Genomic DNA, 15483 nt, shown 5'->3' with positions numbered 1-15483 from the left:
GACGTCGGGCAGCCGCCGTCGGCGGCTGCCCGTTTCGGAGGCGCAAATGGCAACACGAGCTGATTCTCTTCCACCGTACATTGCGACGCCGCGCGTGCTGGCTCCGCGCCTTGCGGAGTTTGCCAACGATAACGTCGCGACCGAGGTGTCTTCGCCGTTTGATACGGCGTGGCGACGCTACGCAAGCGCCCTGCCGACGGACGCATTCGCCATCATCGAACCCGATCCGCTCGCCGGTCGGTCCGGCGGCCGCGCCCGTGAGGGTCGATGGCGGCTGCGTTTCCGCCCGCGGTCGCGCCCGTTCGTCGATCCGCTCACCGGCTGGACGGGAGGAAGCGACCCCCTCGCCCATCTGGAGCTCGGCTTCCCTTCGCGTGAAGCCGCCGAGGCTTATTGCCGGCGGTACGGCCTCTCCTACGAGAGCCGGGGCGCAACGCGAGGGTCGGGACCTCGGCCACGGGACGAGATGGCTTTCATCCCGGTCGGCACGCCTACCTGCTGCATGCCTGCGGGTCCTCATCCCGTGTGCTGCGGCAACACGACGTCGGAGCCGATCGAGGCTGCCCATGCGGACACCTGAACAAGGCTTGCCGTCGCGCAGGTAACAGGAACCCAACGCTTGGCATTCCCCTGCCCCAACTGCCGCCACCAGCTTCACTTGGAGGAAAGCGCCTGCCCGAGCTGCGCACACGCCGTTGGCTATGACTGGCGCATAGACGCCTTTCGTCATCTCGACCCCAGGGCGCGCGAGTGGCTCGATGCAGAGGGATCAGCCGCCGCGGTAAAGCCTTGCGCCAATGTTCATTACGGCGCGTGCAACTGGCTGGCAGATGAGACGGGCGCTGAAGCGCTCGGTCCGACCCGAGCAATGTGCCGCGCCTGCCGGCACAATCGCATGATCCCCGATCTCGCGGTGCGCGGCGTCCTTCAACGCTGGCGGCGGATCGAGGAGGCCAAGCGGCGCATGATTCGCGGTGCGATCAAGCTCGGCCTGCCCCTCGAGACCAAGGCCGAGCGCGGAGACGGGCTCGCCTTCGATTTCTTGTACGATGCCGCCGCCGAGAACGGCTATGTCCCACAGCTTCTCACCGGCCATGCCGGGGGTGTCATCACGCTGAACGTGATCGAGGCGGACGACGCGGCGCGGGAGCGCATACGCCATCAAATGGGCGAGCCCTACCGCACTCTTCTAGGCCATTTCCGACACGAGATCGGCCACTACTATTGGTACCGGCTCGTCGCTGTGACCGACATGCACGATCCCTTTCGCGCACTGTTCGGTGACGAGCGCATCGATTATGCTGCAGCGGTCCAGCGCTGCTATGCCGGCCGTCCGGCACTCGGCTGGGCTGATGACCATGTCAGCGCGTATGCAACTGCGCATCCCTGGGAAGATTTCGCCGAGACGTTCGCTCATTACCTGCACATCGTCGACACGCTCGGAGCGATGGCGGACTTCGGTGTGGGGCTGGAAGGCAATCGCGCACCGCACCCGGACATCGATGCGTATCGTGTTGCAACGGCGACGCTCGTTGAGCGCTGGATACCGATCTCCTTCGCTCTCAACGCGGTAAACCGGGCAATGGGGCAACCGGATCTCTATCCCTTTCGTCTCAGTCCCGGCGTCATGCTCAAGCTCGATTTCGTTAGCCGCCTGATCGCGCGGGCCGCGGGCCGTGAGGAAATCCCGGAGGGGTCTGAGCTGGCCGCAATGATCGCAAGCCTCGGGCATGGCGTGTGAAACCTGCGGGACGCCGGATCGCGGAGCGGAGAGACGTCCATTCAGCTCGTAATGCCTTTTGGAGAACCCCTTGCCCACGCTCGTGCTGATCCGCCACGGCCAGTCGGTCTGGAACCTCGAGAACCGCTTCACGGGCTGGTGGGACGTGGATCTGACGCGGCAGGGCGAGATTGAGGCGAAAGCGGCCGGCGGGCTGATGGCGGCGAAGGGGCTGGACTTCGACTTCTGCTTCACGAGCATCCAGACGCGTGCGATCAAGACGCTCAACCTTGCGCTCGAGGTGATGGGGCGGTTGTGGTTGCCCGTCGAAAAGGACTGGCGTCTGAACGAGCGCCATTATGGCGGGCTCACTGGCCTCGACAAGGCAGCGACTGCAGCCAGGCACGGAGCGGAGCAAGTGAAGATCTGGCGCCGATCGTTTGACATCCCGCCGCCGCCACAGCACCCAGGGGGACCCTATGATGTCACCGGCGATCGCCGCTACGCCGGCATCGCAATTCCGAGCGCCGAGAGCCTGAAGGACACGATCGGGCGCGTGCTGCCCTATTGGGAGGCAAGGATCGCGCCGGAGCTCAAGGCCGGCAGAAGAGTCGTGATCTCGGCGCACGGCAATTCGCTGCGCGCGCTGGTGAAGCATCTGTCTGGCATCCCGGACGATGAGATCCCCACGATCGAGATCCCGACGGGTGAGCCGATCGTGTATGAGCTCGCGCACGATCTTACGGCAACAGACCGCTATTATCTGTACGAGCGGTAGGGCGACTACTGAAATGCCACTCGGAGCCCGCCTGTCGCGTGGAGCCCAGCGCGGTAGCCGATCCAAGTCAGCGCAGCTTGGGGCGATCCGAACCCTTCGCGGAAAAAGGTGCCGGCCTTGTCCCGCCTCCCTTTCTGACCGGAGTTCGTTCGCTCCATTTATCGACCCAATGCGTGCCATTGCCGGCCATCGCGGGCGATCAGTGCGTCGGCGGCGCGAGGTCCGGAAGTGCCTGGCGTATATTCCTCCAGCACCCCCTCGCCCCGAGCCCAGGCGTCCAGGATCGGCTGCACAACGGCCCATCCCGCCTCGATCTGGTCGGCACGCTGGAAGAGCGTCTGATCGCCCATCATCATGTCATACAGGAGGGTTTCGTACCCTGTCCGGTGCGCGACGGCGAACTTCTCTGCATAAGCAAAATCGAGCGCTACGGGGACCGCCTCCACTTGCGGACCCGGCCGTTTGACCAGGAAACCAAGGTCGATCCCTTCGTGCGGCTGGATCTGGAATACGAGCTGATTGGCCGGGAGATGAGCGACCGGGGTCTCCCGAAACGTCGCATATGGCACGGGCTTGAAGGTGACCACGATCTCGGTGTCCCGTGCGGCGAGCGCCTTCCCCGTGCGCAGATAGAAGGGCACGCCGGTCCAGCGCCAGGTGTCGACCATGAGCTTGAGCGCCACATAAGTTTCGGTGGCGGTGTTCGGGTCCACGTGCGGCGTCTCGCGATAGGCGGGGATCATCTGGCCGTTGACCTGGCCGGCTGCGTACATGCCCCGCACCGCGTCGCTTCGCGCCTCATCCGGGGTAATGCGACGGACGGCCCGAAGCAGCTTTGCCTTTTCGTCGCGGATGACCTCGGCGTCGAAGCTGTTTGGCGGCTCCATTGCGATCATCGACAAAAGCTGCATCAGGTGGTTGGGAACCATGTCCCGGAGCGCACCGGTTGTGTCGTAGAACGCCCCGCGGGTGCCGATGCCGATCGCTTCGGCGGCTGAAATCTGGATGTGGTCCACGTAGCGGTGGTTCCATACCGCCTCCAGCCAGGCGTTGCCGAACCGCGCGACCAGGATGTTCTGGACGGTTTCCTTCCCCAGGAAGTGATCGATCCGGTAAACTTGGCTCTCGTTCACTCGCGACAGGATCCGCTGGTTGAGAGCCCGTGCGGATTCGAGGTCGTGACCGAAGGGCTTCTCGATCACCACCCGCCGAAAGCCGCCGTCATGTTCCTCCGTGAGGCCGGCGTCGGCGAGCCTGTCCACGATGACCCCGAAGAACTGCGGCGGCGTGGCCAGATAAAATGCCGCGTCGTCCTCGCCCAGCCGCTGCTTGAGCCTTTCGTAGACAGTCCCAAGCGTGAAGTCGCCGGGGAGGTAGCTGGTCCGCTGGCGCAATCGTTGCCAGCACTGTGTCTGCGGCGCGAACTCATCGAGGCTCACGCGCAGACTTTCATCATCGCCATCCCGAAGGGCTATGCCGATGACGTTGAGCTCTTCGCTCAAGAGTCCGTCGAAGCAGAGGTTGGCCAGCGCCGGAACCAGCAGCCTGCGGGTGAGGTCTCCTGTCGCGCCGAAGATGACGATCGTCGCCGGGCGCCCCGGCACGGTCACTCCATTCACTGCGGGATCTCGACATGCCCGCCGAACCCGAAGCGCATCGCGGAAAGCACCTGGTCGGCGAAGGTGTGCTCGACCCGGCTCCGATACCGGGCAAACAGCGCAGCGGTAAGGACCACAGCGGGAACCGCCTCTTCCATGGCCGCCTCGACGGTCCAGCGCCCCTCGCCCGAATCCGCAACCCGCCCGGAGAACTGCGAGAGCATCTGATCCTTGGCGAGCGCCGCCGCAGTGAGGTCCAGAAGCCAAGAGGATATGACAGAGCCGCGCCGCCACACCTCGGCGATGTCGGTGAGATTGAGAACGTAGCGCTCATCCTCGGGAAGCTTGCTGGACTGCTTCGACTTCAGAATGTCGAAGCCTTCGGCATATGCCTGCATCAGGCCGTATTCGATGCCGTTGTGCACCATCTTGACGAAGTGACCCGCGCCGGCGGGCCCGGCGTGGATATAGCCCTTCTCCGCGCGCGCATCCTCTCCCTCATGCTCCATCCGGTTCGGCGTCCGCGGAATGGTGCCGATGCCCGGCGCGAGCGCGTCGAAGATCGGATCGAGATGGTCGACGGCCTCCTTCGGTCCGCCGATCATCATGCAATAGCCGCGCTCGAGGCCCCACACGCCTCCCGAGGTACCGACATCAATATAGTGGATGCCCTTGTCGGCCAGCAGCTTCGCCCGGCGAATATCGTCCTTGTAGAAGCTGTTGCCGCCATCGATGACGACGTCGCCAGGTTCGGCGATCGTGCGGAGGATCTGGATCGTCTTCTCGGTCGGCTCGCCCGCGGGCAGCATGACCCAGAAGACTGCCTCCGTGCCCAGCTTCTTCTTGATTTCCTCAAGCGAGTCAGCCGGCTCGAATCCTTCAAGCTCGAGTTCCGCCACCGCCTCAGGATTGCGGTCGAAGACCACTGGCTGATGTCCGGAGCGTTGAAGCCGACGGGCGATGTTGCCTCCCATCCGGCCGAGGCCGATCATTCCGATCCGCATATTTCCAGGCTCCCGCTCAATTCCGGAGTGCTTCGTCGAGCAATTCTTCAAGGTCGCTCAGACTGGCGCTTTGGAGGTGGACCCGCAGGACGCGCTGGCCCCGGCTGGCGAGCACGTCGAGATCGCCTCGCGCTTGGGCGAGCTGGACCGTGCCGAAGCTGGCTTTACGTCCTGGGATCGGGACGTCGGGATCGGGCGTGCGGGTGATCTCGAGAAACGCTCCCGAGCGCGGCCCTCCCTTGTACGCCTGACCAGTCGAGTGGAGGAAACGCGGCCCGAAGCCCGCGACGGTGGCGACGTGTCGCGCCTTCACGACCCGTTCGCGCATGCGTGCGACGAGAGCCTCGTTCGCCGGGTTGCGTTCGACGTAAAGAAGGAACCCTACATAATCGCCGGGGCCGGGACGCGCTAAATGGGTGCGCAGGATCTGGACCGCGTTGTCGCCGGAATGGCCTCGGTCGGCGGGCCCGAAGAAGGCCACCCTGCCATCCTCGAAAAATGGTGTCTCGGGCGCCAGGCTGCCGGTGGCTTCGTAGGCGTCGATCAGCACCCGCGTCCTGATCTTGGCATCCTCGACGTCGGGCTGGTCGAAAGGGTCGATCCCGATCACCGCGCCGGCTACCGCGGTAGCGATCTCCCAGCGAAAGAACTCCTGCCCGATCATCTCCTTTGACGAGAGCGCTATCCGCACGACCGGCTGGCCGGCGGTAACGAGCGCATCGGCATGGGCGTCGAGCCTGGCGTGATCGTCGCCCGTGAGCGACAGCAGTACGAAGAGGCGGTCCGATCCATAGTGCGCCGGCGGTACCGGCGGTTCCAGGTCGACGGGAACGATGCCCCTGCCCTGCTTGCCGGTGGACTCGGCCAACAGCTGTTCGAGCCACGCTCCGAATGCCCGAAGCGCGGGCGAGGTCAGCACCGTCACCTTGTCGCGCCCGCGGTTCGCCGCTTCCCCCAGGATCGCACCGAGCCGCACGCCAGGATTGAAGGCGGGCGGCGCGTCGGGCGCGCAGCTCTGCACCATCGGCGCAACCCTGGTGAAGAACTCGGCCACGTCCATACCCATCACGGCCGCGGGCACCATCCCGAAGACGCTAAGAACCGAATAGCGGCCGCCAATCGTTGGATCGCCCAGGAAGACGCCCGCGTAGCCATGATCGTGCGCGATCTTTGCCAGGCGCGATCCCGGGTCGGTGATGGCGATGAAGCGACTGCCGTCCTGGCCCGCCAGATTCCAGAAATAGGCGCGCAGCAGTTCCGGCTCCATCGTCGAGCCCGACTTGGAGGCAACGATGAACAGCGTGTGCTCGGGGTCGATCGCCGCCGCCACTGCGGCGATTTGCTTCGGATCGGTGGTATCGAGCACATGGATCATCGGGCTGCCGCTCCGCGGCCCCACGATCTCGGCCAAGACCTCCGGGCCGAGGCTCGACCCGCCCATGCCGAGGAGCACCGCGGACCGATACTGGGCTGCCTGAGCGCCGAGAGCTTTCAATGCCTCGGGGTCGATCTGCTCGCCCTTACCTGCGGCAAGCCACCCGAGCCACTTGGCTTCCTCGCCGCCGGTCCATAGCGTGGCATCGCCTGCCCATAGCCGTCTGGACCAGCTTTCCTGACGCATTCGCTCGAGCCGCGCCTCTACCGCCTCGTCGAGCTCCCGCGGCAGTGCCTCGTGCATGCTGTTCAGCCCGTCTCCGACAATGGCGGAGCGCTTGGCAGCAACGGCACCAAGGAGCGCATCGGCTGCGTCGGCGAACTGCTTCACGCCGTCTCGCACGAGCTCGTCCGCGACCGCTGGCAAGTCGAGCCCGAGACGGTCTACCTCGCGGAGAATCCGACGCGCGCTTTCCACTTCGGCGGTCAGGGACGGCGCGAGCGTGCCATGATCACGGAAGGCGTCCATCGTCTTGGGCGGCAACGTGTTGACGGTTTCAGGCCCGATCAGGTTGTCTACGTAAAGGGTGTCGGGGTAGCTCGGATCCTTGGTGCCGGTGGAGGCCCAGAGGAGCCTCTGCGGCATCGCCCTGCGCTCCACGAGCGCCTGCCAGCGTTCCGAAGCTACCAAGCCGAGATACCATTGATAGGCGAGCTTGGCGTTGGCGATGGCGACCTGTCCGCGCAGTCCCGTAAGCGCCTCGGCCTCCGCGTCAGCGCTTTTCAGGCGTTCGGCAATTTTCCTGTCGATCGCGGCATCGATCCGACTGACGAAGAAGCTCGCCACGCTTGCGATACGGTCGATCGGCTGGCCTTGGGCGAGCCGTGCTTCCAACCCCTCCACGAAGGCCATCGCAACCGCGGCATAGCTCTGCTGGCCGAACAGCAGCGTCACGTTGATGTTAATGCCATCTTCGATCAGCTGGCGGATGGCAGGGACACCCGCCTGGGTACCGGGCACTTTGATCATCAGGTTGGGACGGTCGATCTGTCGCCACAGCCGCTGTGCTTCCGCGACCGTCTCCTCGGTGCTCTCAGCGAGATAGGGGGAGACCTCGAGACTGACGTAGCCGTCCGTCCGGTTCAGCCGCTCATAGACCGGCTGCAGCGTGTCGGCCGCGTCTTGGATGTCCTGAACCGCGAGCGCCTCATAGGCTTGGGTGATGCTCGTGCCGGGTCGGCTCTGGAGAAGAGCCAGGAGTTGCGCGTCGTAGGCATCGCCATGCGCGATCGCCTTCTCGAAGATGGACGGATTGGAGGTTACGCCGGTGACGCCGTCTTCCTCGACGAGCCTTTGCAGCCCACCTTCCTTGAGGAAGCGGCGGTCGACAAAGTCCAGCCAGGGGGCCTGGCCAAAATCGTGCAGCTTCCTGACCCGGCTCGCCATCGTCACGCCTCCTGCAAGATCATTGAGCGCGCTGCCTCGACCACATGGTCGACGGTGAAGCCGAACTTCTCCTGGAGTTTGGCAAGCGGGGCAGACGCCCCGAACGTCGACATCGTGATCGTTCGGCCGCGAGCGCCGACATAGCGGTCCCACCCGATTGCGCCGCCCTGCTCCACCGCCAGGCGCGCCTCTATGCCGGGGGTTAGGACCAACTGCTTGTAGGCGTCGTCCTGCTCCTCGAAGCGGGACCAGCTCGGCATCGACACGACGCGTGCCCGTACGCCCTCCGCTGCCAGCTTCTCATAGGCGCCGACCACAAGGCTCAGCTCGCTCCCGGTGCCGATCAGGATGAGCTCCGGATCATCGGCGCTGGCAAGGATGTACGCGCCCCTCGCGACCCCGGCGGCGGCCGCATAGCGGCTCCGGTCGAGCGTCGGCAGCGCTTGGCGCGAGAGGATCAGCGCGCTCGGCCGACGGGTCTGGCGGACGGCAAGTTTCCACGCCTCGGCCGCCTCGTTCGCATCTCCCGGGCGGATGGTGTCGAGCCCGGGCATCGCGCGCAGTGTTGCCAGATGCTCGATCGGCTGGTGGGTCGGGCCGTCCTCGCCGACCCCGATCGAATCGTGCGTAAAGACAAAGGTGACCGGCAGCTCCATGATCGCCGCAAGCCGGACCGGCGCGCGCATATAGTCGGCGAAGACGAGGAAGGTGGCGGTGAAGGGCTTGAGGTAGGACAGCGCCATTCCGTTGGCGATCGCGCCCATCGCATGCTCGCGCACGCCGAAGTGCATCGTGCGCCCGCCAGGGTTGTCCGCCTGGAACGAGCCGAAATTCTTTAGGTCGGTCTTGGTGGATGGCGACAGGTCGGCCGATCCGCCCACCAGCCAGGGGACGTTGCCGGCAAGCGCATTCAGCACTTTGCCGGCGGAATCGCGCGAGGCGACGCCCTTGGGATCCGGGTCGAAACTCGGCAGGCCCGACTCCCAGCCCGGCGGCAGCGCGCCCTTGCGCATCGCGTCCAGCTCGGCCGCCATGCCGGGATAGGTCTCACGATAGCCGGCGAAGGTCGCCTCCCACTCCTCGCGCAGCCGGCGCCCGCGCGAGGCGATCGCCTCGTTGAAGTGCTTGGCGACGCCGTCGGGCACGTAGAAGGTCTTGTCCTCCGGCCAGCCATACGCCTTCTTGGTGGCGACGATCGCGTCGGCACCAAGCGGTTCGCCGTGAGCCTTCTCGCTGTCCGCCTTGGGGCTGCCCCAGCCGATGATAGAGTGGACGACGACGAAGGTGGGTCGGTCGTCGGTCGCCTTGAAGCTTTCGATTGCCCGCGCGAACGCCTCAGTATCGTTGGCGTCGTCGACGTGGAGCACGTTCCAACCATAGGACTCGAAGCGCTTGCCCACATCCTCGGTGAAGGCGAGGTCGGTATGGCCCTCGATGCTGATACGGTTTGAATCGTAAATCCAGCAGAGGTTGGAAAGCTTGAGATGTCCGGCGAGACTTGCCGCCTCGCCCGACACGCCCTCCATCATGTCGCCGTCGCCGCACAGCACGTAGACGTCATGGTCAAAGAGGGTGAAGCCATCGCGATTGAAGTGCTGGGCGAGCCAGCGTTCGGCGACCGCCATACCGACGGAATTGCCGCAGCCCTGACCGAGCGGGCCCGTCGTGGTCTCGACGCCGGTCGTCACCCGATACTCGGGGTGGCCCGGCGTCCTGGAGCCCATCTGGCGAAAGTTCTTGATGTCGTCGAGGCTAACCGCAGGCAGGCCAGTGGCCCTGCCTTCCGCATCGACCTCCTTGATGCCGGCGAGGTGGATAAGCGCGTAGAGAAGCATGGAGGCGTGCCCGACCGAGAGCACAAAACGGTCTCGATTGGGCCAGTCCGGCACGTCGGGATCGATCCGGAGGAACTGCGACCACAGCGTGTAGCCCACCGGCGCAAGCGCCATCGGGGTGCCGGGATGGCCGGACTGCGCCTTCTCGACGGCATCCATGGCGAGCGTACGGATCGTGTTGATGGCTAGACGATCGAGGGCCTCGAACGCGCCGCGTGCGGTGGCGGGCTGGCGCAACATGTTACCTCCCGTGGGGCGTTCGCCAGATTGAACGCCCCTTGTGCTTGTGTTGACCAGCCCCCGCGCGGGAGACGATCGAACGCCGAGTGCTGCCTAGCGCGGGCGCTGGCTCGACCGCCTGGCCTCGTCGAACTTGGGACCAAAGGGATCGAGCAACCCCTTCGCGGATTGCGAGCCGGCGGTCTTACGCTCGAGATCGTCGACCGAGGCGATCAGGTCGGTCATCTCGCTGTCAGTGGCATAGCCCAGCGCTTTGCCGAGCTGGAGCTGCGTGCGGGCCGTTCCCAACAGCTGGCGCATGCGGGCGCTTTCCGCGTCGGTCCGCTTCCTTTTCTCGAGCAGGCTGCGCGCGTCCTCGAGCGCGAGCTGCGCGCGAACGAGAGGGAGCGGGATCACGATCTGGTCGATCACGATCGTGCCCAGTGCGGTCTGAAGGACCGCCTTGGCCTCCTGCGGCTTGCCCTGGTGCAGCAACGCGGCCGCCTGCTTGAGTGCGGCGGGGTAGGTGCCGAGCGGGAGCTTGCTGATGTTCACGACCGTTTCGGAACCCAGGTCGGAGATGAGCTTGCGCGCCAGCTGCAGGCGACCCTGCGCGATCGCGGCGCCCACCTCTCCGCGGATTTTCTCGACGTCGGCCGGGGTTCCGATCACGTCGTGCGTCACGACGCTCACGTCGACCGGAGCGAGCGCAAGCGTCGGCGTGCGGGCGAGGACGATCTCGAGCTTGCCGGTCGCGCGCTCCAGCGCCGCGATCGCGTCGTCGTTCTTGTTCTGGTCGATTGCGGTCAAAGCGTTCTGCGTCTCGCGCACCGCGGCGACCGCCTCGTCGACGAGCTTGTCCCGCTGCGCCTCGGGTGGGTTGGTGGGACTCGACTGCGCTTGGGCTCCGCCCGGCGGAGCCGCTTGAGTCGAAGTCTGCGGCTGCGCTTGCTGACTGGGTGCAGAAGCCTGGGCCGCTGCGGCGCTCGACCACGCCGAAATGGCGAGGGCGCCGAGGGCTGTCGAGATGATTAGGTGTTTCCGCATCGTCCATCCTCCGTTTGTGAGTTAAAGTTCGCATTTCACAACGCGTGCTGCCGAGTACGGCGAAGTGCTTTCGGACGGGACGGCAGTGCTTCGCTGCCCCTTCGAACTGGCAAGTTGTTGCGGCCTATCGTCGTCACTCGGCACCTGCTCTTGTTTGCAAAGCATCGCGCGAGCATTGCTATGGAGACGCCGTCTGCTAGCTGCGCTGACATATCTCAGCCTGATTTCGGCAATCTCGCCGTCGTCAGGAAGCCGGCGCGCGCCTTGTTTTCGGTGCTGCGGAGCTCCAGGGTTCAGCCGGCGACCTGGCCGATTTGCCGCACGGCGTAGGGCGCGATCGCACCCGTCAGAGGGATGGAGTCCATGTGTGGACGACCTCCGCGGCGCAAGAGCTTTTCGGCATTGATGACCTCGGTCGGGTGCATCCATGTGTTCGGCCTGTTCGCGCAGCACCGCATGGCTGCTGGCCCTGATGAAGTCCGCAGGCTGGCTCCCTAATCACGTCATCGCGCTCGAAGCGCTGTGACCCCCTGGGTTTCACCAACCCCCGTCTGACCGGTTCGTCATCACTACTGAGCTGCTCCAACGCATCCCATCACATCACGCGATTATCGTGTGACGGAGATCTCCTTATGCGGCGGGAGCGTACACCTCCTTCCGCGTCATCACGGCCCAAGCAATCCGTGCTGTTTTGTTGGCGAGCGCCACTGTCGCGATCTTGGTTGGCTTGCGCTCAAGCAGGCCCGCCATCCAGGGTTGGCGAGCCGGACTCTTACGCGTCATTCGCATAACAGCAGTCGAACCGACGACCAGAAGCCGGCGAAGATAGCCATCGCCCTGCTTGGTTATTCCCCCGAGCCGCTCTTTGCCGCCCGAGCTGTTCGCACGAGGTGTGAGCCCAAGCCAGGCGGCGAACTGACGGCCTGATCGGAACAGAGATGCGTCCGGCACCGCAGCCGCGATAGCCGACGCTGTAATCGGGCCGATCCCCGGGATCGTAGCCAGCCTGCGGCTCGTCTCGTCGTTACGGTGCCAATCGAGGATTTGCGCCTCAAGCCGCTCGATCTCGCTCGCTAGTGCCCTCAACTGAGCGGCAATGCCATGAAGGGCCGAACGTGCGTGTGCGGGAAACCTGTCCTGCTCTTCGTGCAGCGCCTTCAGGGAAGCCACTACGCCGGCGGCGCCCAGACCCGTCACGATCCCGTACTCAGCTAAGTGGCCGCGAAGCGCGTTGATCAGCATGGTGCGCTGCCGGACCATCAGGTCGCGACTTTTGTGGAGCATCAGCACCGCTTGCTGCTCGACCGACTTCACTGCGACAAAACGCATCGTCGGCCGGGTGACCGCTTCGCAAATCGCTTCAGCATCCGCTGCATCGGTTTTCCCGCGCTTCACATACGGCTTAACATAGGCTGGCGGCATGAGGCGCACCTCATGGCCGATCGCCATCAACTCACGCGCCCAGTGATGCGCCGAGGCACACGCTTCCATGCCGACCAGGCAACGCGGCAACTCAGCGAAGAAGCGGATGACTTCGGTCCTGCGCAGCTTGCGCCGGATCAGCACTGCGCCATCGGCGCCGATAGCGTGAACCTGAAACACATTCTTCGCCAGATCCAATCCGGCGGTGACAACCTCCTGCTCCATGGAACGACTCCTAGACGTGGACCTACAACGACCACATCATCGCACAGCTACGCTGGTGCGGAGGTCGTCCACGACATCACGTCAATAACCGCCGTGGGAACCTCCCACGATCTCATATCAGTCCTGGGAATTTTCGGCGGAAAGGGCGGACGGTTATGAGCGCGCATTGCTGTTCTCCTTATTCGTCGCAACCTCCGCCTCGAAACTGAGATCGTCTAATTGCTCCATTCGTCTCGAGTTTTGGCGAATGGCGCTCGCCGCATTCGTCGAAGTCAATGCCGTGTTCTGGAGGACATCAGATCGCATCGCCGTCGTTAGATCGGCGACGGATTGCATCACCTTCTCGCCGTCAGCCCCGGAAAGCGCGCCATCCGCAAAGCCGGACAACAGTGCGTCGAGAACAGCCTCAAAGCGGACCACAACCTCTTCGCTGGCTACTACCGCAAGCTGATGATTTAGAACCCTCAAATCATCGATCAGCACGGCATCATGTCTGATATTTTCGACAATTTTCGCCACCTTTTCTATGCAAGCCATGTATATGGCACATTGCTGCTGAAGGATGATCACTCTTCCTTCTTTCCGAAGTTCGAGTTCTGTCTGACGATTGAGGAGAGCGGCCGTCAGTGCGATCGTGACGACGCCACCCAGAAAGACCAGCGTCATCTCCTGGGCGAAGGGCAGGGGCTCTTCCGCCATATACATGGTGCGGAACATGAAGTAGATACCGATCCCGCACACGACGGCGACAACTAGATAGGCAAGATCGCGCGACCTGTAAGTCATTGACGAATTGTCCCGTCGCAACCGTCGTTCCGCCGAACGTTGGGCTTCCCGGAGCATTGTCCTTGGTCTGCCTGTCGAAGAAAGACCGGTGTCGGTCCGCTGCCGAAGGGATTGAAGCCGGTTCTTAAGCAGCGTTCGAAGATCGTCTCGTCCCAACGGGTGAGATCGTCTTCATCGCCGACAGGCCGCCCGGCTTTCCCCAAGCGCGTCATGTGCCAGCCGCCAGGTTGACGCCGGGAGTTTTGTCGTGCCCTGCCTGATTTGCGCGCTGCAGCCGCAGGCCCAGCAGGATCATCATTGCTCCGAAAAGGGCGGCGTAGAAGCCGAGCAGCCAGCCGAGGGCAAGGAAGCTTTCGAGCGGGCGCGTCAGCAGCATCCAGGTCACGATGATACCCAGCACGACCGAGATGAGGCCGCTCAGGATGAGCCAGACCTCTCCCTTGATTTCCTTGCGCAGGCGGATCGCCGCCGCGATTTCTAGGACGCCGGAAAACACCGACCAGAACGCGATGCTGGCCCAGAGGAATGTAGCGAGGACCAGCGTTGCGACGAAGGGCGAGACGACCACGACCACGCCCGTGGCGATCCCCAGGAGGCCGCTGAACATCAGCCAGCCCCAGCGTTCGCCCTTGCGGATGTTGCGTATCCCGGCGACCAGACCGAACACTCCGTCGGCAAAAGAGAAGGCGCCGAACACCAGCGTCAGGGCCAGAAGCGACTCGGCCGGCATCAGGAAAGCGAGCCCAGCAATCATCAGCGCCAGCACCCCACGCAGACCGAACAGCCACCAGTTGCGCGAAAGGGTGAACAGCATGTCCTGTATCGAGTTCGAAGCAGTTTCCGAGGTTGTCGTCATCGTCTCATCTCCCCTACAGGTTTCGTCAGGCCGTTGTGCCGGTGGAGCCTTCGCTCAGGGCGGCAGCCACGCGGCGGCGCTCGTCGATCGGCAGGGGCAGGCGCATTGCGCGGGCGATCTCGGAGTCAACGCAATCATCCTCTGCGATCGGGACCGCCAGCCCCGCTTCGCGCAGCCTCGCGCGCAGGAAACCGCGGGCGGCCGCGGCGATGGTCGCCACCTCGTCCTCTCGTATGCCGATAAGCGCCGCCGTGTCTGCCGCCGCCTCGTCCTCGATGCAGGTCCGATAGAGGACCTGTCGCCAGACCGCGGGCAGTGCGGAAAGTGCGCGGTGCAGGCACAGCGCCGTTTCGTGGCGGTCGAGGGCCGATTCGGGATCGGTCGCCGTGCCGTCGCCGACCAGATCCTCCAGCCGCAGCACTTCGTCAGGCTGGTGAAATTCGAACAGCTCCTGATCAGTCTCAGTCGGATCCTGTGCCGGCTGTTCGGGCGCGGCATCGAGCGAGGCGGCGTTTTCCGGCACAACCCGGCGGGCGGCGCGGGCCTCTTCGCCGATGGTCTCGAAGGCGAGTTGGGTGAGCCAGTCGCCCACCGAGAACCGCATCGGCCGCCGCTCGAACCGCTCGAGCCCCTTGAGGATCGTCGCATCGACGAGATCGCGAACACTCAGGTATCCTTGGGGCACCGATCCACTGCATTCGAAATAGGTCAATTCGCGCCGGACCGCGTCATAGACCGTATCGAGGTGGTCCTCGATCAGGCCGAAGAAAAGCTGGCGCCGCCCCGCCTCCGCCGCATCCCGCGCGGGCGGGAGTGGGGCGCCAATCCGGCGCCGGCGGGCGGGACGCTTGAACTCCGACTCGTGCTTGAGGCGCGCCACATGCCGGTCGACGCGGTGGCGCAGGTCGGCAAAGGCCTTGCGCAAGGTAGGCTCGATCTCGAACCCCTCTTCCTGCGCCGCGATCACGCTTGAGGGCAGTTGCAGCCGCAGTCTGACCTGGATTCGCGTCTTGCCCTTCGTCTGCGAGGCGACGACCTCAAGCCGGACCAACTCAGAACGAAACCGCTTAAGATGGTTTTCAAGTTGCCGGCCCTCTTCTGCAATCACCTCCGGCGCGCGCTGCTGGCCATGCTTGTCCAGATTGCGCAATGCGGTTCGTATCTTCATTTTC

12 protein-coding genes are annotated in these 15483 nt (G+C 64.5%); 3 read left to right on the top strand and 9 right to left on the bottom strand.

What is annotated here, in order from left to right:
• Positions 1-46 precede the first annotated feature (46 nt).
• From N6H05_RS26465 to gpmA, 3 genes are all read left to right on the top strand, one after another.
• The gene (locus N6H05_RS26465; RefSeq protein WP_284114344.1) at positions 47-580 is read left to right on the top strand and encodes an NADH dehydrogenase ubiquinone Fe-S protein 4; all 534 of its coding nucleotides are present in this window, start codon (positions 47-49) and stop codon (positions 578-580) included.
• Between the two features lie 39 nt (positions 581-619).
• Positions 620-1741, top strand: coding sequence for a zinc-binding metallopeptidase family protein (locus tag N6H05_RS26460; RefSeq protein ID WP_284114343.1), 1122 nt, complete (start codon positions 620-622; stop codon positions 1739-1741).
• A gap of 70 nt (positions 1742-1811) precedes the next feature.
• Positions 1812-2498 carry a 2,3-diphosphoglycerate-dependent phosphoglycerate mutase gene (gpmA, locus tag N6H05_RS26455; RefSeq protein WP_284114342.1) on the top strand — a complete coding sequence of 229 codons (687 nt, stop codon included), beginning with the start codon at positions 1812-1814 and terminating at the stop codon, positions 2496-2498.
• 158 nt (positions 2499-2656) lie between these two features.
• On the opposite strand, the gene zwf is transcribed toward gpmA, so the two are convergent.
• The 9 genes from zwf to N6H05_RS26410 form a co-directional block, all read right to left on the bottom strand.
• On the bottom strand, positions 2657-4102 hold the full coding sequence (gene zwf, locus N6H05_RS26450) for a glucose-6-phosphate dehydrogenase (RefSeq protein WP_206431056.1): 1446 nt from the start codon (positions 4100-4102) through the stop codon (positions 2657-2659).
• Positions 4103-4113: 11 nt separating this feature from the next.
• Positions 4114-5100 (bottom strand): phosphogluconate dehydrogenase (NAD(+)-dependent, decarboxylating), encoded by a 987-nt coding sequence (gnd, locus tag N6H05_RS26445; RefSeq protein WP_037486173.1) that lies wholly within the window; start codon positions 5098-5100, stop codon positions 4114-4116.
• Positions 5101-5116: 16 nt separating this feature from the next.
• Positions 5117-7921 (bottom strand): bifunctional transaldolase/phosoglucose isomerase, encoded by a 2805-nt coding sequence (locus N6H05_RS26440; protein WP_284114340.1) that lies wholly within the window; start codon positions 7919-7921, stop codon positions 5117-5119.
• A gap of 2 nt (positions 7922-7923) precedes the next feature.
• Complete coding sequence (tkt, locus tag N6H05_RS26435; RefSeq protein WP_075153407.1) at positions 7924-9996, bottom strand: transketolase; 2073 nt, start codon at positions 9994-9996, stop codon at positions 7924-7926.
• Between the two features lie 93 nt (positions 9997-10089).
• The gene (locus tag N6H05_RS26430) at positions 10090-11022 is read right to left on the bottom strand and encodes a YfdX family protein (RefSeq protein ID WP_053058604.1); all 933 of its coding nucleotides are present in this window, start codon (positions 11020-11022) and stop codon (positions 10090-10092) included.
• A 630-nt stretch (positions 11023-11652) separates the two neighbouring features.
• Entirely contained in the window at positions 11653-12669 is a 1017-nt protein-coding gene (locus N6H05_RS26425; RefSeq protein ID WP_075153406.1) for an IS110 family RNA-guided transposase, read from the bottom strand.
• 153 nt (positions 12670-12822) lie between these two features.
• Complete coding sequence (locus N6H05_RS26420; protein WP_047867146.1) at positions 12823-13455, bottom strand: hypothetical protein; 633 nt, start codon at positions 13453-13455, stop codon at positions 12823-12825.
• 208 nt (positions 13456-13663) lie between these two features.
• Entirely contained in the window at positions 13664-14311 is a 648-nt protein-coding gene (locus tag N6H05_RS26415; protein WP_047100254.1) for an HdeD family acid-resistance protein, read from the bottom strand.
• Positions 14312-14336: 25 nt separating this feature from the next.
• Positions 14337-15479, bottom strand: a complete 1143-nt coding sequence (locus N6H05_RS26410) for a hypothetical protein (protein ID WP_284114502.1) — start codon at positions 15477-15479, stop codon at positions 14337-14339.
• Positions 15480-15483: the final 4 nt, after the last annotated feature.

The sequence above is a fragment of the Sphingobium sp. WTD-1 genome, from assembly GCF_030128825.1.
Classification (GTDB): domain Bacteria; phylum Pseudomonadota; class Alphaproteobacteria; order Sphingomonadales; family Sphingomonadaceae; genus Sphingobium.
Note: the sequence above shows the minus strand (reverse complement) of the source record. Positions and strands in the feature narration are given on the sequence as shown.

Coding starts and splice junctions, on each gene's coding strand:
- N6H05_RS26410 (WP_284114502.1), bottom strand. CDS start 15,479: ATGAAGATACGAACCGCATTGCGCAATCTGGACAAGCATGGCCAGCAG.
- gnd (WP_037486173.1), bottom strand. CDS start 5,100: ATGCGGATCGGAATGATCGGCCTCGGCCGGATGGGAGGCAACATCGCC.
- N6H05_RS26440 (WP_284114340.1), bottom strand. CDS start 7,921: ATGGCGAGCCGGGTCAGGAAGCTGCACGATTTTGGCCAGGCCCCCTGG.
- N6H05_RS26425 (WP_075153406.1), bottom strand. CDS start 12,669: ATGGAGCAGGAGGTTGTCACCGCCGGATTGGATCTGGCGAAGAATGTG.
- N6H05_RS26465 (WP_284114344.1), top strand. CDS start 47: ATGGCAACACGAGCTGATTCTCTTCCACCGTACATTGCGACGCCGCGC.
- N6H05_RS26415 (WP_047100254.1), bottom strand. CDS start 14,311: ATGACGACAACCTCGGAAACTGCTTCGAACTCGATACAGGACATGCTG.
- N6H05_RS26420 (WP_047867146.1), bottom strand. CDS start 13,455: ATGACTTACAGGTCGCGCGATCTTGCCTATCTAGTTGTCGCCGTCGTG.
- N6H05_RS26430 (WP_053058604.1), bottom strand. CDS start 11,022: ATGCGGAAACACCTAATCATCTCGACAGCCCTCGGCGCCCTCGCCATT.
- tkt (WP_075153407.1), bottom strand. CDS start 9,996: ATGTTGCGCCAGCCCGCCACCGCACGCGGCGCGTTCGAGGCCCTCGAT.